This is a genomic window from Tumebacillus lacus, assembly GCF_026410385.1.
GTDB lineage: Bacteria > Bacillota > Bacilli > Tumebacillales > Tumebacillaceae > Tumebacillus > Tumebacillus lacus.
In genome coordinates this window covers 550,098-576,741 of the sequence record NZ_JAPMLT010000001.1, presented here as the reverse complement: position 1 = coordinate 576,741, position 26,644 = coordinate 550,098, and the positions used below count along the sequence as shown (strand labels likewise).

The window sequence follows — 26,644 nt, the reverse complement described above, 5'->3', positions numbered from 1 at the left end:
CTCGCTACAGGCGAGGGGGCTTTTTTGTCAGGTAGGAGCGGATGGCCGGGAGGGCGTCCCTCGCGGCTTGACGGCCTTGCTCGATGCAGTACTCGATGCGTTCAAAGGAGGTCCAGCCGACGCCTTGGATTGCAGGTCGGATGTAGAAGATGTTCTCGTCGCGCAACTGAAGAGCGGTGATGTCGTTCGCCATGATGTCCCAACTGCGCAAAAAGACGTCGAAGAACGTGTGGACCCGGACCTGACTCAGTTCGGCGTGGAGCAGGTCAACGGCGATCACTTTGTCACAGCCCGCCTGAAAGAGCAGCTCGGCCGGGATCGTGGTGCGGATCGCGCCGTCGATCAGCGTGCGACCATCCAGTTCCCGAGGAGCAAAGACGCCCGGCATCGAGCAGGAGGCGCGGATGGCGGCCGCACGGTCGGTGATCGGCAAAAAGACGGTACCGGGCGGCTCGTAGCGGCTGTCTGCGGGCGGTACAAGGGAAGAGTCGGTATAAACGACCGATTCGGCGGAGTAGAGGTCGACGGCGGTGACCAGCAGCGGGATCGGCTCGTGGGCAGGGGAGAGTCGGAGCATGCGATTCAGGTGTTCTTCAAATTTGTTGCCGCGCACAAAGCCGATCGGGATCATTTTCGACAAGTCCTTGGAGAGTCCCAGCCAGTAAAAAGGCAGTCGGACAGCCGTCCACAGCAGGTCGCCGACCGAGGTGGTCCAGTCGATCAACTCCCGTCCTTGCAATCCGCCTGCGAGCCGGGAGATCGTCTTGGGCGGCAGTCCGTGGGCATACAGGCCGGCGACGACGCTGCCGGCACTGGAGCCGGCGATCACGTCGGGGCGGATGCCCGCTTGGGTCAGCACCTCCAGCACGCCGGCGTGGGCGGCTCCGCGCAGTGTGCCGCCGCTCAATGCCAATCCGATTTTCAAAGCTTCATCTCCTGTCTGCCGGGGGCAGGATTTTGTCAAAACAGGGCGAATTGTATCATCCACCAAGGCAAGCTTTTGTGCGAAGGAGAGGGTTCGTCCGATGGCAGTTCTCGATGAATTTGACCAGTTTATGGAGGATATTCTGAAATTTTCGAAGATCGATTTGCGCAAATACAAACGTCCGCAGATGCAGCGGCGCTTGACCGCTCTTCGCGACAAGGAAGGGTTCCGCGATTTTGCCGCTTATTTTCAGGCGATGAAGGCGGACAAGCGGTTGTATCATGATTTTCTCGACCGGATGACGATCAACGTGTCGGAGTTTTTCCGCAACCCGAATCGTTGGGAAGTGGTCGATGAGCGGATCGTGCCGGAGTTTTTGCAAAAGACCAAGCGGCTGAAAGTGTGGAGCGCCGCCTGTTCGACCGGGGAAGAGCCGTACACGCTGGCGATGATTCTCAGCAAATATCTGCCGCTGGCCGACGTGAAGGTGATCGCGACCGACATCGACGACAACGCCATTGAAAAGGCCAAGCGAGGCATCTATCACCAGCGCTCGTTGCAGTTTGTGCCGCCGGAGTTTATGAAGAAGTATTTCAAGCCGATCGACGGGCAGTCTTTTGCAGTGGCTGATGAGATTAAGCGCTGTGTGACGTTTAAAAAGCAAAATCTGCTGGAGGACCCGTTCGAGTCCGACTTTGACCTGATCGTCTGCCGCAATGTGATCATCTATTTCACGGAGCCGGCCAAAGAGGTGCTCTATAAGAAGTTCTCGGCAGCCCTGAAACCGGGTGGGATCCTGTTTGTCGGCAGCACAGAACAGATCTTTAATCCGCAGTCGTTGCAGTTTCAAACGTATGATACATTCTTCTATCAACGTCAAGTATCACCGTAACCCTATGCTGGAGGACTGTTGTCCTATTCATGCGGCCGCCTTTTTGTCGATAAAGGCGGTCTTTTGTCGAAGAAAAACGTATTTTGTCGGCTGATTTATGGCTAAAATGGAGTCAAATCGTCCCTTCCTCCCCTTTACAGGGAGGAATATAACGGATAGAATACTATTAGAGAGCAGAGAGGTCATTAAATTCCTGTCAAAGAAGGCAGGAGGTTTTATTTAAATGACCACTGAGAAGAGAACCCCCACTGATAGGGGGCAGGGAGGCCATTTGCTTATAGAGCAGGGCCTGATACAAGTTTTGCCGAGCAAGAGTCAGATGACACAGCTGATCCACGCACCTCTCATTCCACTCACAACGCACAAGCAGATCTCGCATACATGAAAGGCCTGTCATCCAACGTGAAAAGGGCTGTCCGATCTCGGACAGCCCTTTTGCGTGTGTTGGCAGCCAACAGGATGTGACAAAGCGCAGGACAAAATAGAAAAAAGGATTCCAGCCTATCGCGATACGGCTGGAATCCTTTTTTTCGGGTGCTGGAGTTGATTACTCACCCAGGGTGGTGATGTATTTGGCTACAGCTTGAATTTCTTTTTCGTCCTTGATGATGCCGCCCGGCATATCGCCGCCGACGCCGTCTTTGATGATCTGCGCGATGGTTTCAGAGGACAGTTTCGAACCACGATCTACCAAGCTCGGGCCGGCACCGCCTTTGAAGTCCTTACCGTGGCAGGATGCACAGTTTTGTGCAGCCAGTTTCTCACCGCTGATCTCCGGTTTTTCATGATGCTGAATGACCGTAGACGAATAAGAAGCGACGCCACTGAAGGTTACACCCATGGCGAAGAGGAAAAGTACCAGTAAAAGACCGCGAACGCTCATAATTCACACTCCTTTCTTCTACTCACCCATTTTACCATGCGTCTTGAAAAAACCCCACACTTGTTTTCTTGGAAATATGTGAACAAACCGCAACTTTTTTCGACTTTGGGCGAAAGAGGGACTTTAGACCTATTTGCACGGAAGCTTTGACGAAGGGTATGATGTTGATGGTATGTAAATACGCTGATTCAAATTTTTCTACGCCTCAATTTGTAAGCATCCCCAGTCTGTGTATGACTTTTATTAATTTCTGTGTTAAGATTATCTATGAGATTGCGACGGAAGAAATGGATGTGATGTTCCATGACCGATTGGGAAGACACATTTGTCGATACAGGATATACTCTCTTGGACCTCATCAGCCACAGCAGCCATTTTGGCGACCTGATGCACGGCGTGAAGAACGAGACGGAGGAGCGGGTGCTGGTGTTGCGTCTGCCCACTCCGCTCGTGTCGTTTTTGCGCTTCGAACAGATCCGCCTGCGTGCGCATCTGTTTCAGGACCCGGCGTTGCCGATGTTGCGCCTTCTTGATGTCTATTCGCAGGGAGAGGCGGCGTTTCTGGTCTATCAGCCGGTGGACGGCGCCAGGCCTTTGCTCGACTATCTGGCGGACAAGTCCTTGCCGGAAACGCTCCATGTGCTGATCTCTCTGTGCAACGCGGTCGCCGCTTTGCACGAGAAGACGATGTGGCACGGCGGGATCGTGCCGGAGTACGTGTGGGTGTTGCCGGACGGGGAGATCCGTCTGTTGACGATGGTGACCGATTCGCCGCTGGCTTTGTTTAATGCCTGCGGAAATGGGGAGCCGATGCAGGTGTTTGCTCCGGAGACGCTGACGATGAGCCCTCTGGATGCGCGCACCGATATCTTCAACCTCGGCGTGCTGTTTTATTGGCTGCTGACCCGCCGCTATCCGTTCAGCGACGAGGACGGGGCGTTGCACCCGCCGTCCCGCATCAATGAACACATCCCGCCTCAGTTGGACCGCCTCGTACTGACGATGATCAATCAGAAGCCGTCGAAGCGCATCCAATGGATCGGGCAGATCGTCGATGAGCTGTCCCGCATGATCGGCGAGCACAATGTGACGGCTCCCGGACAGGAGCGCTGTGTGATCGGCGCCCAACATCTCTTCTCGGCGGAGTTTACCGGCCGTCATCAGGAGGCCAAACAACTCTCCGAGTTTTATGACGGGATGATCGCGGGCAAGCGTCAGGCGATGCTGGTCAGCGGCAAGCATGGCGTCGGCCGCAAGCGGCTGATTTATGAGCTGTCGGGGCGCTACATGGACCGCGTCTCCAGTATCTCTTGCAACGCCAAAGAGATGTCGTTCGCCGCGGTGGAAGACCTCGCGATCAAGATGTTCATGCTCTGTTCGGCGGTGCCGACGCTGAACCGGCTGGGCGAGATGTATGTCCGGCGACTGGCTCCGGTGTTGCCGCGTGTGGCGTATGAGTACCGGGAGATGCTGGCTGCCGACAAGACGACTCAGACGGAGATGTATGAATCAGACAGTATGCTGTTCGAGTTTTTCTGCGAAGTGATCGAGACCTACGGCGAGCCGATGGTGTTTGAGATCTATGACGTGCATCTGCTCGACAGCGATTCGATGAAATTTTTCAAAAAGTTGATCGCTCACGAAGCGATCGCCTTTGGTTTGATCGGGGTGACGGAGGAGCCGGAGGGGCCGTTCACCGATCTGTTCTCCGACCATCTGCATCTTGATCCGCTGCCGTTGCCGCAGATGCGCGAATGCGTGCTGTCGCGGTTTGGCGATGCCGATTTCTTGAGCGATGAGTTTATTGAGTGGCTGAATCACCATGCCCGCGGCTCGCTGGAGCAGGTGTTCCAACTGATCGAGTACCTTGCCGACACGAAGCAGATCTATCTGCAGCGGTATCACTGGCGGATGGTGCCCGGCAGCGTGGAGGAGTTGGACATCCCGCAGTCGATGGAGTCGCTGATCCTGTTCCGCTTGGACCGGTTGAACCCGCTGGCCAAAGAGGTTTGCCAAGCGATGTCGCTGTTTAAAGGCGCGTTCGTGCACGAGGCGATCGCCAAGGCGGTCGGGCTTGACTCGGTGCAAGAGGCGTTGGAAGTGATGCATTTTCTGGAGGAGCAAGGTCTGGTCTTGCAGACGAGCAACCTCTACCGCTTCCCGTCCAACAACGTCAAACTGCATATCTATAACGCCATCGAGCCGGACACGCGCCGCGGGCTGCATCGCAAGCTCGCCCAGTGTCTGGTCGAGGTCGGCTCGGCCGAATATCTGGAGATCGCCCATCATTTTGAAAAGGGCGAGGTCTGGGAGCAGGCGATCCTGCTCAACATCGTCGGCGGCCGCCGTTGTTTCCGACGCCAGATGTTGGCGGAGGCGGAGGCGCATATTCGCAAGGCGATTGAGTTGTACGGGCACCTGGAGGATCGCGTCTGCCCCAACTCCCTGTTTACCTTCCAGGCGCGGCTGTTGCGGCTGCTCGGTTTTTTGGAGGAGTCGGCCCGCGTTTACAGCGAGTTGTACGAGCGGACGAAGCAACTCACGGTGCTGATCTCCTTGTCGATGATCTATTGCAACGTCGGCCGCTTCCACTTGATCAAGCCGTATCTGGACTATATCGAACAGCGGCTGCGGTCGTCCGAACCGCTCAAGCCGAAACAACGGCTCAATCTGATGGTGATCAAAGGCAGTTACAACATCGAGGTGGACGGGAACTACGGGTTTATACAGGAGATGGAGGAGTACCAGTCGACGCACGGAACACAGTTGCGGGCAGAGATGAAGCCGCGCGATTATGTGAGTTGGCTGTACAACCTGCAGGTCTTGCTGACCTATGTGCCCGGCGTGCCGTGGGAGCAGCGCTCCCGCTATCTGCATGAAGCGGCTTCGCTGGCGGAGCACCACAATTTTCGCAATTTCCTCGTCGGCATCTACAACTCGATGGCGATCGGTTTCCAAGAGACCGATCCGCTGCGGGCGAAAGATTATTATATGCAGTCGGCGCAACTCGCCTTTGAGCTTGGGGACAAGAGCAAAGAGGCCATCGCGTATATCAATCTCGTCGACATCTACCGCTTGCTCGGGGATATGTATCACTCGCAGCGGTATATCGAACTGGCGCGGGAGACGGGGACGTCCGTCTTTAAAGAGTCGGACACCTATCTGATGCAAAACGAGATCGAGCATTACCTGTTCATCGAGGATTACAAAAAGGCGGAGCAGGTGATCGACGCGCTGGTGCGCAAGACGAAGTGGACCGGACAGCAAAAGATGCGCGAGTTCTCGTTCTTGAACCGCTTCCGCAGCTTTGTCGAGCAGGGCCGTGAGCGCTGCTGTGACCGGATGTGGCCGGTGGTCGAGCAGATCTGCAAGAACCGCAAGTTTGAGATCGAGCACCAATATCTGCGCGCGCAGTATTTCATGATGAAACACCGCTATGCAGAGGTCGTCGAGGAGTTGGTCGAGCTGATCGATCAGACCGATGTGCCGACCGAAGTGCGGATCCGTCGCAACATGTTGCTCGTCGAGGCGTATCTGCAGACGGGTCGTTGGCAGGACGGGCTGGAGATCGCCTTGTCGGTGCAAAAGCTGATTCACAACACCGGCTATGTCGGCTACCTCGCCCGGGCGCATTTTTATCTCGGACGTCTGTATCAGCTCACCCACCAGTTCGTGCTGGCCAACCTCAACTACAAGCGGGCGCTGATGGGCTTCCGCAAGCTCAACCAGCAAAATCGTCTCATCGAGATCGACCGCCTGATGCGTCAGACCAACCAGGAGATGGTCAAATCGGCCGACCGGATCATCGAAAAGATGCAGACGGAAGTGCGCGAGGACAATCCCAGAGGAGCGCTGGCCATCGCCGACGGCGGCGTCCGGCTGAAGGAGTGGGCGCTGACCATCGCCCGCGAGCGGCAAGAGATGATCGACACGCTGACCGACAACGAGATCTTGCTCGATGCGATTCGCCGCGTCTCGTCGTCGATCATGGTCAAGACGGTCTGCGAAAACCTCGCGGCCGTCGCGTTTGAGAACCTTCTGTTCGACCATCTGCATCTGTATGTCAAGCTCGGCGGCGACCGCGTTGAGATGTTGCAACTGAACGAACAGTTGCAAGCGATTTCGCACAGCTCGTCGGAGGTCGACGCTCTGATCGCCGAGGTGATCGAGTTGGAACGACCGGTCGAGCGGGAAGGGCGCGGGGCCTATCTGTACGGTCTGCCGGTCTTTGCCCACGATCAGCAGGTGATCGCGGTGATGGTGCTGGAGAAACTGACGTTGCAGACCCCGTTCACGGTGCGCGACCGACGTTTCATCACCTCATTTGCGCAGCTCGTCTCCTCCAACGTGGAGAACGCGATCATGTATGAAGTGATGATCACCGACAACTTGACCGGGCTCTATCAGCGCAATTACTTCATGAAGCGGCTCGGTGAGGAGTTCAACAAGGTCAAGCGCTACGGCGTCGACCTGTCGTTCCTGATGATCGACTTGGACGATTTCTCCAAAGTGAACAACGTCTACGGGCACAACGAAGGCGACCGCGTGCTGCGCATGGTGGCAAAGACGCTGGTCAAGTCGGTGCGCAACGTCGACGTGGTCGGCCGCTTCGGCGGCGAGGAGATGATCGTCATCCTGCCCAACACCGACGGACCGTCGGCCAAGATCGTCGCGGAACGGATCTTGCAAGCGTTGCGCGGCATCCAGATCGAAGGCGACCGCTACCGGGTCACCGGCTCCATCGGTGTCGCGTCCTGCGACATGGACCAACCGGAGGACGCGCTCGACCTGATCGAGAAGGCGGACCAAGCGGAAACCTACGCGAAACGCACCGGGAAAAACCGCATCGTCTGCCATTGGGAAATGGAGCAGGAGGCGGTGGAGCGGGAGCACCAACTCGCGTGCAAAAAGCATGAAAATGTATAAAGTTCGGACAGGGACACCCGGTTATGGGTGTCTCTTTTTTTGTTTGGAGTTGCCAATTTTTTAGGGATTTTGTGTTTTGGGAAGTGGTGTTAAATTAATGGCAAGCAACAATTAAGTCGCGAAACTCAACATCGAAGGGAGTACAATAACGTTGTCATCGAAGTGGAAGTCCTCATCTCAGTTTTTGTCGTTATTCCTTTCGACCTGTCTGGTGGCAAATGCGGCCTGCACGCCGAACGCAGAAGCGGCCGGCGCGATCAAGAGTCAGGGTGATCAATCGGCTATGAACGCGGTGATCGGCGAGATGCCGAACAAGCTCCCGAAAGAACGACTGGAGCTGACCAGCAAGCGAACCAAATACTCGACCACCTATCTAAACCCGGACGGCTCGTTCACAGAAGAGATCTCCCTGGAGGCGCAGCACTATCTCGACGCATCGGGCAAAGAATGGAAAAAGATCGACAACAAGCTGAAAGCAAGCAATCAAAAAACGGGGTTTGTCAACGGCTCCAATGCGTTTAACATCTGGTTCGCCGATCAGAGCGGAGCGAACGAACTGGTTTCCGTGGAGAAAGGCGGCAAGAGCGTCGGGCTGATCCCGGTCGGTGCCAAGCAAGCGAAGGGTGCTGTCAAAGGCGATGAGATCACATATGCGGGCGCATTTGAAAATGCGGATGTCCGCTACCAAGCACAAGGCGAGGGCGTGAAAGAGGACTTGATCCTCCACGCGCTGCCAAAGCAAGCGACGTTCTCCTTCGAACTGAAGCAAAAAGGGGTCAAGGCGACGGTTGAAAAGGACGGGACCATCGCTCTGGCCGATCAGAACGGCGAGAAGGTGTGGTACTTTGAAAAACCGTTCATGACCGACGCGGAAGGCAAGTACTCGCAAAAAGTCGACATGAACCTCCGCGAAGCAAACGGTAAAACATACGTTGATGTGACACCGGATGCGGCGTTCTTGCAAGACAAGACGACGAAGTTCCCGGTCACCATCGATCCGACGATCAACAATTGGGATGTTCTGCGCGACACGTTCATCTCCTCGGCCTTCCCGGATGCGAGCTACGGTTCGGAGACGTTCCTGACGACCGGCTACCACGGGTACTTTGGAGCGACTCGCTCTCTGGCGCAATTCTATCTCTCCAGCATGCCGAGCGACGCGAAAATCTCCAGCGCGACGCTGAACCTCTACCAGCAGAAAACGGACGCGACCAACACGTCGATCGACCTGCACCGCATCACCTCCGCATGGGGCTCCAACACCACGTGGAACACGCAGCCGGAGATCAAAACGACGGCGGAGACCACCACAACGAATTACACGGCAAACGCCTACTGGACGATGTATGCGACCCAACTGGTGAAGGACTGGTACAACGGCGTGACGCCGAACTACGGATTTCTGCTCAAACAGCAGAATGAGACGACCTCGCCGTACCGCACGTTCACTTCGGTCAACGCGGGCAACAACACGCCGCGCCTGACGATCACGTACACGGTGGACGCGATTGGCTTGGAAGAGTTCTGGGGCTACAGTAAGGACGGCGTAAACGTTTCGAACGGCAACCTCGTGCTTCAGGAGACCGACCTGTCGATTCAAGGTCGCGGTGTTCCGGTCGAACTGAAACGCACGCACAACAGCCGCCGGATGGCAGTGGCCGGGCTGTTCGGCTACGGCTGGCAAACCAACTGGGACATGCAACTGGTCGACTCCGGCAGCGGTCCGATCACCCTGATCGACGGAGACGGCACCCGCCACATTTTCGGTCAGCGAGCTGACGGCGTCTATAAAGCGAATGGCGGCGTGTACCTCGATCTGGTGAAGAACGCCGACGGCACGTACGTGATCACCAAACCGGACGGCACGGCCATCAATTTTGCAACGTCCGGCAAGCTGGCTTCTCTCGCCGACACGAACGGCAACGCGACCACTTTCCAATACGACGCATCGGGCAAGCTGACCTCGGTCAAGGATGCCTCGGGCCGCACCACGACGCTGGCTTACAACGCAGCAGGCTATGTCTCGACGCTGACCGACCCGGCGAATCGCATCACCCGTTATGAGTACGATGCGACGGGCAACCTGAGCAAGAAGGTAGACGCTGCAAACGCCGCCACTTCTTACGCATATGATGCCAACCGCAACATGACCGCGCTGACCGACGCGCGCGGCTACGCAACGACGTACACCTATGACGCAAACGACCGCGTCACGACGGTCGCTCGCCCGATCACCATCGGCACTGTGAAACAGACCGGCACGACCACGTACGCCTATGACATGACAAACCTGATCACGTCTGTCACAGACGCTGAAGGCAAGCGCATCGATTACACGTACAACGCCAACGGCAACGTCGTCCAGACCATCGAAAACCCGCTGGATGAGGCGAATAAAGCGGTCACGACCTACGCGTACGACAACAACAACAACCTGACACAGGTGAAAGACCCGAACGCAAACAAAAACGGCGGCACGGAAGCGTACGTGTATTCCTACGACGCGAAAGGCAACGTGACGGCGGTGCAACTGCCGGGTAGCCAGCGAGCGGACTACGGATATAACGGCCAAAACGATTTGACGAGCGTCGAGGACTTTAACAACAACGTCAGCTCGTTCGCCTACGATGCACGCAGCAATCAGACGGAAGCGAGCGACGCGTATGCGCAGACCACGTCCAACCGTTACCTCGCCAACGGCAACATCGACTATACGACGCATGCGATGTCTGTCGCGGATAACCTCGTCACCAACTCCAGCTTTGAGCAGGACGGCAACGGGGACAACTGGCCGGACAACTGGTCGAAACAGATCGAGCCGGGCAAGACGGCGACGATCACCACAGAGGCGGGAGGCAAATACGGCACCAAGTCGGTTTCGATCTCGAACCCGACAGGCTGGGCACTCGCGGCTTCTGACAGCATGATCCCGTACACCGCGGGTACGCCATACGTGGTGAGCGGTTTTATGAAACTGGATGGCGTGACCAACGGGGCTCTGGTCAAACTGGAGTTCTTCGACACCAACCAAAACTGGCTCGGCCAGCAACAGTCCTTTGTGATGAAGGGCACGCATGACTGGACCCGTCTGCAAGCGGTGGTCGACAACGCTCCGGCCAATACGGCCAAGGTGCGCGTGGCGGTCGGCATGAATGCAGGTCCAGGCACGGCGCACTTTGACGGCATTCAATTGGAAAAAGGCACTGTGCTCAGCGCGTACAACCTGCTGGAAAACAGCAGCTTTGAACTCGATGCCAACGTAGATAAAATGCCGGACTTCTGGACTCACTCGGGCAACCTGTCTGCCAATGACAGTCTCGTGCAATCTGTCAGCGGCGATGACAACGCCTATGCAGGCGCCAATTCGTTCAAATTGACCGGAGAAGCGGGCAAGAACAAATTTATCAAGCAACGCATCAATCTCTCCGGAGTAGCGGGAGAACGCTTTACTCTGTCCGGGTGGTCGAAGCAGACCGGGGCTGATCCGAACGGCGGCTACTACAACATGCAAGTGGCGATCAACCACGCTGACGGCACTACAGACTGGACAAACGCCAATGCGTTCGACAAGACGGATACCAACTGGCAGCATGTCGCTGCGGAAGTCACCGCGCAAAAAGCGTTCCAATCGGTAGACGTCTACTACTATTATTACAATCAGACCGGTGCCGCGCTGTTCGATGCCGTTCGTTTTGAGCAGGGGGCGTCGCACTCGTCCTATTCCTACGATGCAGCGGGCAACTACATCACCGCAGAGAAAAGCCCGGCCGGAACGACTTTCAAGTCGTCGTATGACGCGGTCGGCAACAAGATCTCAGCGACGGACGGCAAAGGGGCGCAAACCTTCTATCAATATGAAGGCCGCAACCTGTTGACCAAGGTCACCGACGCAAACAGCGGCATCACGTCCTACGGATACGACGGAACGGGCAACCGCACGTCGATGGTAGATGCCAAAAACAACACGACCAGTTATGTGTACAACGAATGGAACCTGCTCTCGAAGATCACAAACTCGCTCAACCAGTCGATCTCGATGGAGTATGATCGCAACGGCAATGAGACGAAAGTGACCTATCCGTCGGGCAACACGGTAGGTCAATCGTACAACGCCCGCAACCTCGTGGACGGTATTTATCACAACGGGGTGAAAAAGTGGAGCGCGACGTACCACCCGAGCGGCTCCTTGGCGAGCGTGACCGATGCGGCGGGCAGCACCACTTCGTTCGTGTATGACAAAAACGACCGCCTGATCCAACAGGTGACCGGCGCGAACCAACTGGACTTCGGTTTTGACGACAACAACAACCAGACCTCGGTCAAGATGACGTCCGGCACGGTCAGCGTCACGGCGGGCGCGGAGTTTAACCCGCTGAACCAACTGACCGCCTTGGCGCGAAACGGAGTCAAGCAAGCGAAGTTTATCTATGACGAACGCGGCAACGTGACGTCTGTGATCTACTCCAACGGATCGTACACCTCGTATCTGTATGATGAAGCGAATCGCTTGAAAGCGCTGAAAAACTACACGGTCAACGGTGCGGTGCTCAACTCGCACGCCTACTCCTATGATGCAAATGACAACATCATCGGTATCGCGACCGAAACGGGCAACTATGCGTACGAGTATGATTCGTTGCATCAACTGCTGAAAGAGACACATCCGGACGGCACCGCCATCCGCTATGTGTACGATGCGGTCGGTAACCGCACCAAGAAAGAAGTGACCAAAGGAACTGCGGTCACCGCCACCGCGTACACCTATGACGCCGGCAATCAACTGACCGCCGTCAACGGCCAAGCATATCAATATGATGCCAACGGCAATCTGACCCATAACGGGGCGAACACCTTTGTGTACGATGCAGGGAATCGTTTGACCCAAGTGAAGAACGCGCAAGGCACGGTGATCGCTTCTTATGAGTATGACTACCAAGGCAAGCGCATCGGCGCGACCACTTCTGCAGGCACGACTAAATTCCATTACAACGGCACCAAGGTGATGTTCGAGACTGATGCGAACGGTCAGATCAACGCCGAGTATACGTGGGATGAGGAAGGCAACCCGGTCACGATGACCAAGGGGGGGCAGACGTACTACTATCATGTCAACGGGCACGGCGACGTGACCGGATTGACCGACGCTGCCGGCAACGTCGTGGCCGAATACCGCTATGATGCATGGGGCAACATCCTGTCGCAGTCCGGTGCGATGGCATCGGCCAACCCGTACCGCTATGCAGGCTATCGCTACGAGGAAGCGACGAAAATGTACTACCTGCTCGCACGCTACTACGATCCGAACACGGGCCGCTTCATCACCCGAGACACGTTCCACGGCGTGGAAGATGTGCCGCTGAGCTTGAACCAATACGCGTATGCGCATAACAACCCGGTCATGAACATCGACCCGAACGGGCACCTTTCTTGGAAAGAAGCCACGAAAAAGTTGTTCAACCGCATCGTCAGCTCGCTGGCGAATGACTGGAGATCCAATACGCTGACCAACGTCTTCTTCACCTTTATGGGCGGCGGTATTGGCGGTGGTCTCGCTTACAAGGCGGCAAGAGCAGGCTTCACGTTGTTGGAGCGCCATGTATTGCGAAAATCGGTCATCGGTTTCATTAAAGGGGCGATCGGCGGCTATCTGTTCGGCGTCACTTCCCAGATCGGCAAGATCCTCGGGGCCGGCAACAAGTTGACTAACTTCGAGGGGGCATTTGACCGCACGTCGCTTGGACGCGCAGTGGACAATGCGATCACCCGCGCCGAGAGATCGCTCAAGGGCATGATCAGCAGATGGTAAGGTAAAGAGAGGAGAGAGGTGGGAGATGTCTGTACAGAGCACATGGAGCTTGGTGGCTGTCGGTCTCTTGTCGCTGTGGGTGTACCGATCTTTCTTCAAACCGCCCGCTCGTTATCAGGATCTGACCCGGCAGGCTGCTTTTTATCAACTCTTGCGGCAAAGGGACAAGGCATTGGCAGTGTGGCGAGCCGGATTGCAACTGCCGAGCCTCACCGAGGTTCAACGCGCCGGCATCTGGCTGGAGGTCGGAGGGCTGCTCGCACAGTGCGGTCAGCATCAGGAGGCCGCCGTAGCTTTCGGTCAAGCGTTTGATCTGATCGGCGAGCAGCAGTTTCGCTATGATGCCAAGCTGATGACTGCCGTGCGCGCCTTTGTGCAGACCGGGCAGCACGAAAAGGCACAGGCTCTGTATGATCAGTTGCTGAGTCGCGCTGAGTATGACAGACAGTTCCTGCGACTGCGGGAGATCGAGAATCTGTTGAAGAAATAAGAAAAAGAGCATCGGCCTGTATACACATACACAGGTCGATGCTCTTTTTTATGACCGCAACAGCCACACTGCGGCCGAATAGTACACCACGTGCAGCATCACCGACAGATACATACCAACCCCGAAACGATAATACCGTGCCAACGCGCCTTCCGTTGGCAGACGGCGGAAAAACAGCATCAAGGCCAGCGTGTCGAGCACGAGCAGGACGACGGGAATGGCCAGCACCCGTTCGGTGGCGGCGACGCTCAGCGCGTGGAGCAGGTAACCGCCCATCAGGGCGCAGATGAATTGGTAATAGACATGCGAGATGCCCTGTTCACCGACGAGCCGCCAGTAGGCGGTCGGTTTCAGGCGGATGACAGTAAAGGCTGACGCGATGTTCAGGACGAGAAATAAAATCGAGAGCGGGAGCAAAAACGGCTCCATAAGGCAATCCTCCTTCCGTCGACAAGTATAACACATGGAAATCGTGCGGTGAGAACAGACTAACAAGTGCTGGAAAACGGCAAAGGAAGGAGTCGGGTAGGTGTGAAGAGTCGGGAAACCAGACCGCAGATCTTGGACCGCCATTTCAAGCAGCGGGAAGGCATTATTTTGGCAATCGACCGCTATTACCGCAGCAAAACCGACGAAGAACTGCGTCTGATCCGAGCTGAACTGACCCGCGAGCAGCAGATGCTCGGCAACATCCCGCTGCTTGCTTCGACGACGCCGATCGTCTTTTTGATCTTCGGCTCGCAGGTCAATCAATATTTTCCGCACACGTCGATCCGCTGGAAGGTCGCGGTGGTCCTGTCGGTGCTGATCATCGTCTGGTCGATCAATCATCATTTCCGCAAACGGGGTCGGGTGTATCTCGATCTGTATTTGATAGAACAGATTGAAAAGGAGCGTTCCAAAACCGCACAAACTCCTGTAGAATAGAGGCAAATGAATGTTGCAGATGTAAGGGAGCATGAGTGGAACAGGATGGAGACGCTGCTGTGGAACTGCCGCCGGATCACGCTGGACGATGTGCCGGCGTTGCTGGAGTGGTACAATGACCGGGCGTTGCATGAGGTGGCCAACTCGCGCCCCTTTGAGCCCTATACGCTGGACGAGCTGGTGGCGTATTGGAAACGAAAGCTCAGCCGCGATCACGCCCGCTACTTTGCGATTGAGGTCGACGGGCGTCTCGTCGGTCGAACCGGGCTGAAGGAGACGCCGATGGGCGGCGATATCGTGGAGTATTCGATCTTGATCGGCGACCGGTCCTTGCATGCGCGGGGATTGGGCACGGCGGTGACGAAGCGGATGCTCGACGAGGCGTTTGCCGATCCGAAGGTGCAAGTGGTGCGGCTCTATGTGCGCCGCGACAATGCCAAGGCGCTTCGCTGTTATGAAAAATCCGGCTATCGCTCCGTGCACACCTTTACGCAAAACGGCGTGCCGATGGAAATGATGCAGGTCGACCGGCGCGATGTTCGAGACGCGCTCGTTGAGGAGAGGATGGGAGACGTATGAAGGTAGAGATCGATTGGCAGGGCAAGCGCAAGTTTGAAGCGACCGGCGGGTCCGGTCATCCGGTGACGATGGACGCCAAACCGGAGGCGGGCGGTGAAGACACCGGCGCACGCCCGATGGAACTTTTGCTGATGGGCCTGGGCGGTTGCACGGGCATCGACATCGTGATGATCCTTGAAAAAGGGCGGATGACCGTCGACGAGTTCCGCATGGAACTGGATGCCGACCGGTCGGAGGAGATGCCGCAACGTTTCACTGGCATTTCCATGCACTATATCTTAAAGGGCCCGGATCTCACACCGGACAAGGTCGAGCGCGCGATCTTACTCTCCAAAGAAAAATATTGCTCGGCGTCCGCATCGCTGAACGCGGAGATCCGCATGTCGTATGAACTGAACGGCGTGCAATATCAAGTAGGGGGAAGTCTGACCGAATGAAGATCGTTTGCAAAGAGTGCTATGAAGAGAATCCCACGCACGCAGAGCGTTGCCAGCGCTGCGGCTATCTGTTAGAGAACGCCAAGCGCGACCAAGCGAAGAGCGGCCATTTTGAATGGCAGCATCACGACGCGCCGAACACCATTGTGCGACGCACCGGCAAGCCGGAAGAAGAACGCAAAAAAGTTTGGTAATGAGAAGAGAGCCCTTGCCGTATCCGGCGGGGCATCTTTTCGTTGACGGGGCATCTCGTTTATTCAAAGTGGGGTTGGAGGTTGCTATGATTCCTTTGCGCAGAAGGTTGAGCGGCATGCTGGAAGTGCTGATCGGCCTCGGGCTGATGGTCGGGTTTGTGAACCCCGCCGCGCTGCTCAGTTTAAATCCTTCGCCGTTTTTTTTGGTGGTGATCTACGGGGCGTGGGTGGCGGGCACGGCAGTCGGTGTGCTGTCCGGCGTGCTGGCCTCGGTGCTGTATCTGGTGATGCTGGCGACGCTGACCGCCTTTCCTGTAGAAGCGCTGTGGTCGTTTATCGTCGCCGATCCGACGCACTATCTGACGCCGATGTTCCTGCTCGTGGCAGGCTACGTGTTTGGCGAGCTGCGGATGACCTGGCAACGTCGTTTGCAGCGGTTGCAGGATCAGGCGGAGATCTCCACGCAAGAGGCGGCAGACAGCCGCGCCCGCCTGCAACAGGCGGAGACGGCGCTCGTCGAGCTGCAGGGCCGAGTGCTCGGGCAGACGTCGACGATGAAGCGGCTCTATCAGATCGCGCAGAGCTTGAACGTGCTCTCGGTCGAGAAGATCTTGCTGGAGTTGATGGGCGTGCTGGAGGATCTGTTGCACGTCGAGCAGGCCTCTGTCTACCGGGTCGAGGAAAATCAAAAATTTGCCCGCCTTGCCGTCCGCACGGGCGGCGCGACGGGCAGCAACTCGCTGCAGATCGAGAAAAACGAGCTGATGGCCCGCGTGATTCGTGAAGGCAAGATCTTGACGTTCGCCGACGCGTCCGACCGTCCGGCGCCGATCTATACGGTGCCGATCCTGCGCGAGGACCGGACGTATGCGCTGATCGTGATTCACAAATTGCCGTTTGCCAAGGTGACGGCCGACACGCAGGAGTTGCTCGGTGTGCTGGCCCGCTGGGCGGGGGCGTCGCTGGAGCGGGCGACCTCGTTCGAAAAAGCGCGGGAGACGCAGGCGACCTATCCCAACTCGCGGGTGCTGCGCGAACCGTTCTTTTTGGAACTGTGCCAACTGGAGGTGGAGCGCCGCGACCGGTATGATATCCCGTACACGATCCTCCAAGCGGAGATCCAGACGGACGCTCCGGCGGAGCAAGTGCCGCAGTTGATCACCGAGCGGCTCGGAGGCGGCATCCGCACGTTCGATTTTGTATCGTGGGTGCCGGAGAAGCGCGTCGTGTCGTTCCTGTTTCCGACCTTGGAGCCGGAGCATGCCGATGTGGTGGCACAGCGGGTCTTTGAACGCTTGAACCGGGAGCCGTTGCGGGTGCTTGGTGCGGAGATGAACAACGTGGCGGAGTTGGAGCGGGCAGGTGATCGCCGATGAAAGATCTGACGTCAAGGCGGGACAAGCACCGCCGTAAAACGTGGCGCGATCATTTTCGCGAGCGGGTGTTGCCGCCGTCCGGCCTTGCCAAATCACGGCAACAAGCGGAGGCGCGCAGACGGCAGGCCAAGCGTCATGCGCGCTCGGTGGTCGGTTTTGCTTTGTGGGGGCTGGTTGATCTGGGATTGACGGTGGCAGCCCTCCAGGCGGGGTCGGTGTGGCCTCTGGCGGTGCGCTATCCGTTGACGTTTGCGGTCGCCGCATGGGTGCAGCCGTTTTCGGAGGAGAAGCCGTGGAGCGCAAGGCAGAGCCTGACCGCGTGGACGGCGGTGCTGATCCCGGGTCTTGGCAGCTGGATCGCGGCGGCGTGGTCGCTGATGATCTCGCGGCCGCAAGGGGCGTGGCAGGATGTGCCGGTGGCTTTGGAGACGTATCGGTCGTCCATCGACTGGGGCGGCGTGCTCGACGTGGTGCCGCTGATCGACGTGTTGGACTCGCCCGACCCGGTGCGAAAGAAGAACACGCTGCTTCAGATCCAGACGATGCGTTCGGCGATTGAGGTCTCGGTCGTGCGGCGCGCCTTGGATGACGAGGACCCGGAGGTGCGCTACTATGCGGCGGGTCTGCTCAACTATGCGGAAAACGTGCATTCGAGCCGGATCGCCAAATTGGAAGAGCGGTTGAGCGAGGACCCGGAGGACATCGGCGCGTGGAATGACCTGTCTGACGAGTACGCGGCGATCATCCGCGAAGGGATCGCCGGGGAAGAGCTGAGTCAATTTTTCCTGGAAAAACGCTTGATGGTGTTGGAGCAGAGCCTCCGCCTCGATCCGATGCAACCGGTTGCCGGGATCGCCAAAGCGGAGACGCTGTTTCAACTGGGGCGGCTCGACGAAGCGGAGTGGACGGCGAGCGAATGGATCTCCGATGAAGACGGGCGAATGGCGGATGCCGCCCGCGCGGTGCTGATGCGCGCGGCCTATCAGCGCGGCGATCAGGAGCTCCTCGAAACGTTGATGGGCGCGGTGCAGGATGTGGACAGACTGCCGGAGGAAGTGCGCGACACGGTGCGCTTTTGGCGGCGGACAAAGGAGGAGGCGCGATGAGGCGACGCGTACGGATCACCGTCTACACGCTGCTGCTCGCGGTGGCTGTGACAGCTGTCACCCTGCGGGTGAGCGGATGGCTGAACGACGGAGAGAGCTCGACGCCGAAACCGAATTTTACCGAGGAGAAAACGGTGCAGATCCCGGAGGGGCCGCACCAGCGTTATCTCCTGCTCCATCATGACCGGCAGGACATTCCGGAGGCGGCCAAGACGCTGCAAAATTTGGAGATGTCGCTGCGCTACGGCAAGCTGCCGTATGACGCGATGACGTTTGAGCAATGGCGGGCCGCGCCGCCCGACCTGCAACCGTATCGGCAAGGGGCGGTGATTCTGATTGGCGAAGATCAGAGCGCACTGGCTCACACCGAGCGGTTGCAAACGTATGTGGAGGAGACGGGCGGGCTGCTCGTGTCCGCGCTGCGCAGTGGCAATTCGCCGCTCACCTCGTTTTTCGGGATGGAGAGCCAGCCGGTCTATTTCGAGGACAGCATGAACGGGATGCGCTGGCAAGTTCCGGTCTATCCCGGCCTGTCGGAACAGGTGCTCAGCGAGGAGCGGATCAATTCGACCTCGCTGGATGTGCAGCTGACGAAGGGAAGCGAGGTGTGGGCGGAGTCGGTCTCGCCGCGGAAAATTCCGTTGCTCTGGTCGACTCGGCACGGGGCGGGCTCGACTTTGTATTGGAACACGACGGCCCTGTATGAAAAGTCGATGCGGGGCGCGTTTTTGCAGACGTTGCTCAAAGCGAGCGGCGGCGCAAAGATGACGGTCGGCAGTCAGGTGTGGTTTATTGACGATTTTCCGTCGCCTGCGCATGCGCAGGTCACACCGGGCAATCGGACGGGCCTGACCGACTATGATTTTCGTTTGAAGCGGTGGGACCCGGACATGCAGGCGATCGCTGCCAAATACGGACTGCGATACTCAGCCGGGGTGATCTTTACCTACAACGATCAGGTGAGCCTGCCGTTTGCGCTGGGACAGAATCTGGGACATGAGAAGCTGTTCCGGCTGGAGGCCGATCTGTTGATGGGCGGCGGGGAGATCGGACTGCACGGGTACAACCACCAATCGCTGAATCTCCGCTACAACGAGACGCAGCAGGCGGAGCTCGGCTACAGACCGTGGCCGTCAGTCACCGAGATGAAACAGGCGCTGATCGAGGCGCGCCGACTGTGGCAGGAGGAGCTGAAGCAACCGCTGCCGACGATGTACATCCCGCCGTCAAACGTGCTCAGTCCGGAAGGCAAGCGAGCGTTGGTCGAGGTGTTTCCGGAGTTGCGGACGATCTCGGCGATCTATCAGAGCAATGAACAGTTGGCGGCGTTTGAGCAGGAGTTTCTGCCCGACCCGGATCTGCCGCAGATCATGGGCACGCCGCGGCTGACATACGGGTATGATCTGTCGGCCGACGAGCGGTTCGATCTCTATGGTGGGATCGGTTCGGTCGGGATCCTGTCGCATTTCAATCATCCGGACGATGTGTTTCACGAGGACCGCAACAAAGGGCAGGACTGGAGCCTGTTGCGCGACCGCTTTGATCAGCTCGTCGGCGAGGTGCAGGAGCGGTTTCCGTGGATGCGCAAACGGACGGCGACGGAGCTGGCCGACGAACTGCGAGGGTATCATGCGGCGGAGGTGCGGTTTGACCGTTCGCAGCCGGGCGTGCTGACGGCGTATGCGTCGCCGATCAAACAGCCGCTCTTCGTCGAGGCGCGGGTGGATGCCCCTCTCAAATGGCAGGTGAAAGAGGGCGGCCGGATCGTCGGAACGGATGAGACGCACGGTCTGTTGTGGGTGGAGATGACGGAGCCCAAACTGGTGCTGACATCTTCTGTGAAGTAAAGCAAGGCTGGGAAAGGTAAGGAGAGGATCGGGCAATGAAGAACGTGTGGCGGATGACCGTCTATGCGGTGCTGCTCGTCGTGGCGGTGGCGGCTGTCGGCCAGCGGGTGAACGGGTGGTTGAGCAGCAGCGAAACCAAGTGGAGCGAGACGGGGTTTGAACAAGTAAAGGAGATGCAGATCCCCGAGGGAGCTCACGAGCGGTATCTGCTCTTGTTCCGCGAAGGAGAGGAGATACCGGAGACTGCGCAGACGCGTGACAACGTGGAGATGGCGTTGCGCTATGCACGGCTGCCGTATGACGTGCTGACGTTTGAGCAATGGCAAGATCAGCCGGTGTCGCTCGACCGATACAACCAAGGGGCGGTGATCCTGATCGGCGAAGATCAGGACGCGCTCGCGCATGTGGAGACGATCCAGCGGTATGTGACCGACGCGGGCGGGCTGCTCGTCAACGCGGTGCGCAGCGTCGATTCCCCGCTCAATGTTTTTATGGGCGCGACGAGCCGCAACCAATTTTTGAACATCCGCATCAAGGGATTGGGCTGGCTGGAGCCGTTGTTTCCGGGGCTGACCGAGCAGGGGCTGAGCGAAGAGCGGCTGAGTTCGTCTTCGCTCGATCCGGTGCTCGATCCGCAGGCGAAGGTGTGGGCCGAGTTGATCGCGCCGCGCAAGGTACCGTTCCTGTGGACGGTGCAGCGGGGCAAAGGGCGCACGCTGTACTGGAACACGACTTCGTTGCAGTCCAAGGTGATGCGCGGTCCGTTTTTGCAGGCGATGACCAAGGCGCAAGGAGACGGTGCGGCCCGGCTGACAGTCGGTGCGCAAGTGTGGTACATCGACGATTTTCCGTCGCCCGCCTATGACCGGGTGACGGAAGGCAACAAGACGGGGATGACCGACTATGATTTCCGGCTGAAGCAGTGGGACCCCGACATGCAGGAACTGGCGAAAAAGTACGGGCTGCGCTATTCGGCCGGTGTGATCTTTTCGTACAGCGACCGGGTGCAAGCGCCGTTTGAGTTGGAGAAGCGGCAGGGGCATGAGAAGTTGTTCGATTTTGAAGCGAAACTGCTGCAAAGCGGCGAATTGGGGCTGCACGGCTACAACCACCAGTCTCTGAAGATGGAGTACACGCCGCTGCAGCAAAAGGTGTACGGGTACAATCCGTGGCCGTCGACCGGCGAGATGCGCGGTGCGCTAGAGGAAGCGAGCAAGCTCTGGGACAAGGAGTTCGGAGGGCAGCCGACGATGTACATCCCGCCGTCGAACGTGCTCAGTCTGGAAGGAAAACAGGTGCTGGCCGACGTGTTTCCGGGGCTGCGAACGATCTCGGCGAGCTATGTGACCAACCCGGAGGAAGGCGCGTTTGAGCAGGAGTTTTTGCCGGACCCGGATGTGCCGCGCCTCATGGGCACACCGCGGCTGACGTACGGGTACGAGCTGACGGGCGACCAGCGGTTTGAGCTGTACGCGGGCGTGGCGACACTTGGGATCGTGTCGCATTTTAACCACCCGGACGATGTGTTCAACGAGGAGCGGAACATGGGCAAGGATTGGCCGGCGTTGTTGAGCAGTTTCGATCAGGTGGTGGCAGATGTGGAGGCGCGCTATCCGTGGCTGCGCAAACTGACGGCGACGGAGCTGTCGGACGAGCTGCGGCATTATTATGCGGCCGAGGTCCGATTTGACCGTTCGCAGCCGGGCAAGCTGACCGCTTATGCGTCGCCGATGCACGGCCCGTTGTATGTGGAAGTGCGGGCGCAGAACCCGGAGAGATGGCAGGTGAAGTCGGGCGGCGAGATCGTCGGGACGGATGCCAAGACGGGCCTTTTGTGGGTGAAGATGACCGATCCGATGCTGTCGTTGGAGGTGACGCCGTGAAGGTGACGCTGTTGCTGGAAGGCACCTATCCGTATATTCAAGGCGGGGTGTCATCATGGACGCACACGTTGATCCGCACGCTGTCCGACTGCGAGTTTTCGATCCTGTACATCGGCGCGACGCGCAATCCGAACGCGAAGTACCGGTACACGCTGCCGGATAACGTCGTGTCGGTGCAGGAGGTCTATCTGCACGAACAGGAGGAGACGCCGGGACGACTGCGCGGCTGGCGCAAGAAGGAGCGCGAGGAGATGGTGCGCTTTTTTAAGACGGGCGAGCTGCCGAGCCGCGAGACGTTGCTGACGGTGCGCTCCTGGCGCAAGACCCCGACGGCGGAGGCGATCCTCGAAGAAGAGTGGGCTTGGAATGTGTCGCTCGACGTGTACCGCTCGTTGCCGATACCGCCTGCACTGGTCGATTTTGTCTGGAACTGGCGGGCGATGTGGTTGCCGCTGTTGCGCCTGATGCGCGCACCGATCCCGCCGGGGCAGTTGATGCACAGCGCGTCGACCGGCTATGCGGGCTGGTACGGCGCGATCATGAATCGGCTGGAGGGAACGTCGCTGGTCGTCACCGAACACGGCATCTACACCCGCGAGCGAGAAGAAGAGATCGTGCGGGCGGAGTGGGTGTCACTGCCGCTGAAGAGTTGGTGGAACGACTTTTTCGCAGCGGTGGGACGAGCGGCGTATGATCAGGCCACATTTATCACCACGCTGTCAGTGGTCAACCGGCGCGCACAGGTCAAGTACGGAGCGCGGGACGAGAAGATCCGCCTGATCCCGAACGGGGTCAACCCGGTCACGTTTGCCGGGGTCCGGCCGACGGCGGGAAGGCCGTTTACGGTGGGGGCGATCCTGCGCGTGGTCCCGATCAAGGATGTGAAGACGCTGTTGCGGGCGATGGCGGTCGTGCTGCGGCAGGAGCCGGATGCGAAGTTGATGCTGATCGGGCCTCAAGATGAGGACCCGGAGTATTACGAGGAGTGTCTGGCTTTGATCGACTCGCTCGGCATCGCGGAGGCGATCATCTGGACGGGACCGGTCAACATTTTGGAGTACCTGCCAAAGCTCGACTGCATCGTGTTGACCAGCATCTCGGAAGGACAGCCGCTGGTCATGCTGGAGGCGATGGCGGCAGGGCTGCCCATCGTCGCGACGGATGTCGGGGCGTGCCGGGAGTTGATCGAAGGGTTCCCGGGCGATGAACTGGGCTCGTGCGGACTGGTGACGAAGTTGATGACGCCCGATGACACCGGTGCGGCGTTGCTGGTGCTGGCGAACAGTCAGCCTCTGCGCGCCGAGATGGGCGAGATCGGCCGGGAGCGGGTGCGGCGGCATTATGAGCTGTTTACGGTGATGCGCACCTATCGAAATCTGTACGAGGAAGCGGTGATGTCGTAGGTGGCAGGCATCGGGTTTACATTAAAAAAGGCGCTCGGTGAGTCGGGTCGCTCCGGGCGGTGGAAAGTCTATGTGTCGGCGGCGTTTGTCGCGGCCGGGCCGTGGCTGATCACGCTGATCTCACTGTTTGCCCTGCTGTGGTGGGGACGGTTGTTCGGGATGAACAACGACACGCGGGATCTGTTTTTTGCCACGGTCACTTATGCGATGATCGGGTCGAACCTGATCTCGACGACGGCGCAGTTCTTTTTGACCCGCTATCTGGCCGACGCGTTGTACGTGGAGGCGCACGACCGGCTGCTCAGCGCGTTCACGGGCATGTTTGTCTACACGGGTGTGTCCGCGTTGATCCTGACGGTGGCCATTCAGTGGTCGTTGCCGCTGCCGTTCGCTTATAAAATGTGGACGGCGGCGTTGACGGTGGTGCTGACGCAACTCGGTCTCTTGATGATCTTGCTGTCGGCTGCCAAAGCATACCGGGATATCGCGCGCGGTTTTTTGGTGGGCCTTGGCGGGCTGTTCCTCGCGGCGGTGCTCTACGGCCTGTGGGCGCGGGCGACAGGGACGTTGCCGAACGGAACGACGGTGCTGGCTCTGTTTACGCTGGGACAGACGTTGACGCTGGCGTGGCTCGGGGGGGTGACGGTCCGGGACTTTCCCGGTCAGACGCCGTCGCTGTATGAACTGGCTCCGCAGTACGGACGGTATCCGGAGTTGCTGTGGATCGGGCTGTGCTATGCGTTGACACTGTGGGTGGACAACGGTCTGTACTGGTGGTCGCCGGAGCATCATGAGATCGTCGCGGACAGCTACCGGCTGGCTCCGGCGTATGACCTCGCCAAGTTTTGGACGTTTTTGGCGTTGGTGCCGGGGTTTACGGTGTTTTCGGTTTCGATTGAGACCGATTTTTATCAGGTATTTCGCCGGTTTTATGACGCGATCGAACGCGGGGATACGCTGGCTCCGATTCATTTGCATGAGGAGGAACTGCGCATCGGCACGAAAGCAGCCTTGTGGACGATGGCGAAGGTGCAAGCGTTTGTGGCTCTGCTGGCGTGGGTTTTGGCGTTGCAAGTGGAGCGGACGTTCCCGGATGTGGTCGGGGTGTTCCAGTGGACGATCATCGGCTCCGTGCCGCATATGGTCTGGATCACGGCATTTTTGTTGCTGCTGTATTTTGATGCGCGCAAACAGGGGCTGTGGTCGGCGTTTATCGGCGTGGTCGCCCTGCTGGTCTGCACGCGTGTGGCGCTGTGGTACGACTGGTCGCCCGGGAGCGGCTATCTGCTGGGGGCGGTCGTGGCGATGGTGATCTCGATCCTGATGCTCAATCGGCAGGTGGAGCGGCTGCTCTATTTTGCTTTCTATGATCCGAACGGGTCGCGGACGAGGACGATCCCGCCGGCGGCGATGCCGAGCGTGCGGTTGAGCCGGATGGGCTATCCGCTGGTCGAGGAACTCCCTGAGGAGGAGCCGGGTGCGGCGAGAAAAAAATCTCAACCTCGCTGGAAGCCGGGGATGGTACTGCCCTCGCGCAAGGAGCGGCACGGCAAAAATGCGAAGTCGGGGAAGGAGGAAGAATCCCGATGAGCGAGCAAAGGGAGCAAGCAGAGAAGAGCGTGCAAGCGGAGCAGAACGTGAAAGTCGAGAAGAGCGTGCAAGTCGAGAAGAACGTGCAGACGGAGTTGCATCGGGATGAACTGGTGCATGTGACCGTTCCCTTGGAATGGGTCGGGGAGATGGTGCGTGATGTGATGAAGGAGCAACTTCGCATCCCGCGCAAGGTGATCCGCAAACTGGTCGAAGGGCAGGGTGTGCTGGTCAACGGGAAACACGTCTGGCTGTCGACGCGCTTGGCGGAAGGGGACACGTTGCGGCTGATGCTGCCGGCGGAGCAGTCGGAGTATATCTTGCCGGAGCCGATTCCGTTTTGCACGGTGTATGAGGACGCGGAAGTGCTGGTGGTGGAAAAGCAGGCCGGGCTGATCGTTCACCCGACCTCCGGGCATTTTACCGGCACGCTGGCGAACGGCGTGGTCTGGTCGTGGCAGCGGCGCGGCGTGGTCGCGAAGTTTCGACCGGTGCATCGGATCGATCAGTACACGTCCGGGCTGATCGTGATCGCGAAAAATCATTTTGCACATACGAGGTTGACGGCGCAGATGATGGAGCGCACGGTGGAGCGGTCGTATCTGGCGGTGGTGCACGGCGAGCTGACGGACGACAGCGGCCTCATCGACGGGCCGATCGAACGCAGCGACGAAGACCGCCGCGTGCGCGTGGTGCGGCCGGACGGGCAGGAGGCGCGCACGGAGTACCGGGTACTGGAGCGGTATGGGACAGGCACGCTGGTCGAGTTGAAACTGCACACGGGACGGACGCATCAGATCCGTGTGCACATGAAGCACATCGGACATCCGCTGTTTGGCGACGCGATGTACCAGAACGGAGACGACAGCGAGTGGATCGCCCGGCAAGCACTTCATGCACAAGTGCTCGGGTTTACGCATCCGAGGACGGAGGAGCGCATGCGGTTCGTTGCGGCGTTGCCGGACGATATGCAGAGGCTGACGGAAAAGTTGCGCAGCCGCAGGGAAACGTAGAAAAGCCATCCGCAATAACGTGCGGATGGCTTTTTGTTGTCTTCTTTAGGACCCTTTGCGGATCTGTTCCGCGACTTCGATGATCTGGAGGGGGGCGATCATGCCGGTGTCGTAGTCGCCTTGGAGGACGCGGTAGCTTTCGGCGATCATCGAGTCGGAGTCGGATGTGTCAGATTCGGGGAACCCGTAGGCGCGCACCATGAAGCCGTGCTGTTCGAGAAAATCGATCGCCCGCTGAATGTTCATTTTCATGGAAAACCCTGCCTTTCGCTGGCGTTTTGCACAGAATAGGGCTAGTATGCGCGTCTATGGCAGACTTTACGCAAGTTGACGATGCTTGGGCGGGTTGGTAGAATGAGGAGGACGA

At 58.4% G+C, this 26,644-nt stretch carries 19 protein-coding genes; 15 read left to right on the top strand and 4 right to left on the bottom strand.

Translation table 11 applies throughout. The annotated features are described in order from the left end of the window. Positions 1-4: 4 nt before the first annotated feature. Entirely contained in the window at positions 5-925 is a 921-nt protein-coding gene (locus OS242_RS02855; protein WP_267150135.1) for a patatin-like phospholipase family protein, read from the bottom strand. A gap of 100 nt (positions 926-1,025) precedes the next feature. On the opposite strand from OS242_RS02855, the gene OS242_RS02850 reads away from it, so the two are divergent. Beyond that, on the top strand, positions 1,026-1,817 hold the full coding sequence (locus OS242_RS02850) for a CheR family methyltransferase (protein ID WP_267150134.1): 792 nt from the start codon (positions 1,026-1,028) through the stop codon (positions 1,815-1,817). Between the two features lie 547 nt (positions 1,818-2,364). Here the strand turns inward: OS242_RS02850 and OS242_RS02845 are convergent. After that, positions 2,365-2,700 (bottom strand): c-type cytochrome, encoded by a 336-nt coding sequence (locus OS242_RS02845; protein ID WP_267150133.1) that lies wholly within the window; start codon positions 2,698-2,700, stop codon positions 2,365-2,367. A gap of 348 nt (positions 2,701-3,048) precedes the next feature. On the opposite strand from OS242_RS02845, the gene OS242_RS02840 reads away from it, so the two are divergent. From OS242_RS02840 to OS242_RS02830, 3 genes are all read left to right on the top strand, one after another. Beyond that, complete coding sequence (locus tag OS242_RS02840; protein ID WP_267150132.1) at positions 3,049-7,626, top strand: diguanylate cyclase; 4,578 nt, start codon at positions 3,049-3,051, stop codon at positions 7,624-7,626. A gap of 151 nt (positions 7,627-7,777) precedes the next feature. Next, a complete protein-coding gene (locus tag OS242_RS02835) occupies positions 7,778-13,432 on the top strand; it encodes a DNRLRE domain-containing protein (protein WP_267150131.1) in 5,655 nt (1,884 codons plus the stop codon). 25 nt (positions 13,433-13,457) lie between these two features. Next, positions 13,458-13,922 carry a hypothetical protein gene (locus OS242_RS02830; protein ID WP_267150130.1) on the top strand — a complete coding sequence of 155 codons (465 nt, stop codon included), beginning with the start codon at positions 13,458-13,460 and terminating at the stop codon, positions 13,920-13,922. Positions 13,923-13,970: 48 nt separating this feature from the next. On the opposite strand, the gene OS242_RS02825 is transcribed toward OS242_RS02830, so the two are convergent. After that, positions 13,971-14,351, bottom strand: a complete 381-nt coding sequence (locus OS242_RS02825) for a hypothetical protein (protein ID WP_267150129.1) — start codon at positions 14,349-14,351, stop codon at positions 13,971-13,973. Positions 14,352-14,453: 102 nt separating this feature from the next. Between OS242_RS02825 and OS242_RS02820 the strand changes: the two genes are divergently transcribed. The 11 genes from OS242_RS02820 (at position 14,454) to OS242_RS02770 (ending at position 26,277) form a co-directional block, all read left to right on the top strand. Further along, positions 14,454-14,849, top strand: coding sequence for a hypothetical protein (locus tag OS242_RS02820; protein WP_267150128.1), 396 nt, complete (start codon positions 14,454-14,456; stop codon positions 14,847-14,849). A 45-nt stretch (positions 14,850-14,894) separates the two neighbouring features. Continuing rightward, entirely contained in the window at positions 14,895-15,428 is a 534-nt protein-coding gene (locus OS242_RS02815) for a GNAT family N-acetyltransferase (RefSeq protein WP_267150127.1), read from the top strand. Continuing rightward, positions 15,425-15,865, top strand: coding sequence for an OsmC family protein (locus tag OS242_RS02810; RefSeq protein ID WP_267150126.1), 441 nt, complete (start codon positions 15,425-15,427; stop codon positions 15,863-15,865). Before OS242_RS02815 ends, OS242_RS02810 begins: the two co-directional genes overlap by 4 nt. Continuing rightward, positions 15,862-16,059, top strand: a complete 198-nt coding sequence (locus OS242_RS02805; RefSeq protein WP_267150125.1) for a hypothetical protein — start codon at positions 15,862-15,864, stop codon at positions 16,057-16,059. The genes OS242_RS02810 and OS242_RS02805 overlap by 4 nt, the downstream gene beginning before the upstream one ends. 116 nt (positions 16,060-16,175) lie before the next feature. After that, the gene (locus tag OS242_RS02800) at positions 16,176-17,435 is read left to right on the top strand and encodes a GAF domain-containing protein (RefSeq protein ID WP_267150124.1); all 1,260 of its coding nucleotides are present in this window, start codon (positions 16,176-16,178) and stop codon (positions 17,433-17,435) included. Further along, positions 17,432-18,541: a tetratricopeptide repeat protein gene (locus OS242_RS02795; RefSeq protein ID WP_267150123.1), complete on the top strand. Its 1,110-nt coding sequence runs from the start codon at positions 17,432-17,434 to the stop codon at positions 18,539-18,541. The genes OS242_RS02800 and OS242_RS02795 overlap by 4 nt, the downstream gene beginning before the upstream one ends. Next, on the top strand, positions 18,538-20,388 hold the full coding sequence (locus OS242_RS02790; protein ID WP_267150122.1) for a DUF2194 domain-containing protein: 1,851 nt from the start codon (positions 18,538-18,540) through the stop codon (positions 20,386-20,388). Before OS242_RS02795 ends, OS242_RS02790 begins: the two co-directional genes overlap by 4 nt. Positions 20,389-20,423: 35 nt before the next feature. Next, a complete protein-coding gene (locus tag OS242_RS02785) occupies positions 20,424-22,271 on the top strand; it encodes a DUF2194 domain-containing protein (protein ID WP_267150121.1) in 1,848 nt (615 codons plus the stop codon). Then, positions 22,268-23,674, top strand: coding sequence for a GT4 family glycosyltransferase PelF (gene pelF / locus OS242_RS02780; RefSeq protein ID WP_267150120.1), 1,407 nt, complete (start codon positions 22,268-22,270; stop codon positions 23,672-23,674). The genes OS242_RS02785 and pelF overlap by 4 nt, the downstream gene beginning before the upstream one ends. Continuing rightward, positions 23,675-25,264 carry an exopolysaccharide Pel transporter PelG gene (gene pelG / locus OS242_RS02775; protein WP_267150119.1) on the top strand — a complete coding sequence of 530 codons (1,590 nt, stop codon included), beginning with the start codon at positions 23,675-23,677 and terminating at the stop codon, positions 25,262-25,264. After that, positions 25,261-26,277 carry an RluA family pseudouridine synthase gene (locus OS242_RS02770; protein WP_267150118.1) on the top strand — a complete coding sequence of 339 codons (1,017 nt, stop codon included), beginning with the start codon at positions 25,261-25,263 and terminating at the stop codon, positions 26,275-26,277. The genes pelG and OS242_RS02770 overlap by 4 nt, the downstream gene beginning before the upstream one ends. Before the next feature lie 45 nt (positions 26,278-26,322). Here the strand turns inward: OS242_RS02770 and OS242_RS02765 are convergent, their stop codons facing one another. Further along, the gene (locus tag OS242_RS02765) at positions 26,323-26,529 is read right to left on the bottom strand and encodes a hypothetical protein (protein ID WP_267150117.1); all 207 of its coding nucleotides are present in this window, start codon (positions 26,527-26,529) and stop codon (positions 26,323-26,325) included. Positions 26,530-26,644: the final 115 nt, after the last annotated feature.

What these genes read in the sequence shown, in the direction of transcription:
- OS242_RS02850 (WP_267150134.1), top strand. Translation starts at nt 1,026, where the DNA reads ATGGCAGTTCTCGATGAATTTGACCAGTTTATGGAGGATATTCTGAAA.
- OS242_RS02845 (WP_267150133.1), bottom strand. Translation starts at nt 2,700, where the DNA reads ATGAGCGTTCGCGGTCTTTTACTGGTACTTTTCCTCTTCGCCATGGGT.
- OS242_RS02830 (WP_267150130.1), top strand. Translation starts at nt 13,458, where the DNA reads ATGTCTGTACAGAGCACATGGAGCTTGGTGGCTGTCGGTCTCTTGTCG.
- OS242_RS02825 (WP_267150129.1), bottom strand. Translation starts at nt 14,351, where the DNA reads ATGGAGCCGTTTTTGCTCCCGCTCTCGATTTTATTTCTCGTCCTGAAC.
- OS242_RS02815 (WP_267150127.1), top strand. Translation starts at nt 14,895, where the DNA reads ATGGAGACGCTGCTGTGGAACTGCCGCCGGATCACGCTGGACGATGTG.
- OS242_RS02810 (WP_267150126.1), top strand. Translation starts at nt 15,425, where the DNA reads ATGAAGGTAGAGATCGATTGGCAGGGCAAGCGCAAGTTTGAAGCGACC.
- OS242_RS02805 (WP_267150125.1), top strand. Translation starts at nt 15,862, where the DNA reads ATGAAGATCGTTTGCAAAGAGTGCTATGAAGAGAATCCCACGCACGCA.
- OS242_RS02800 (WP_267150124.1), top strand. Translation starts at nt 16,176, where the DNA reads ATGCTGGAAGTGCTGATCGGCCTCGGGCTGATGGTCGGGTTTGTGAAC.
- OS242_RS02795 (WP_267150123.1), top strand. Translation starts at nt 17,432, where the DNA reads ATGAAAGATCTGACGTCAAGGCGGGACAAGCACCGCCGTAAAACGTGG.
- OS242_RS02790 (WP_267150122.1), top strand. Translation starts at nt 18,538, where the DNA reads ATGAGGCGACGCGTACGGATCACCGTCTACACGCTGCTGCTCGCGGTG.
- OS242_RS02785 (WP_267150121.1), top strand. Translation starts at nt 20,424, where the DNA reads ATGAAGAACGTGTGGCGGATGACCGTCTATGCGGTGCTGCTCGTCGTG.
- OS242_RS02770 (WP_267150118.1), top strand. Translation starts at nt 25,261, where the DNA reads ATGAGCGAGCAAAGGGAGCAAGCAGAGAAGAGCGTGCAAGCGGAGCAG.
- OS242_RS02765 (WP_267150117.1), bottom strand. Translation starts at nt 26,529, where the DNA reads ATGAAAATGAACATTCAGCGGGCGATCGATTTTCTCGAACAGCACGGC.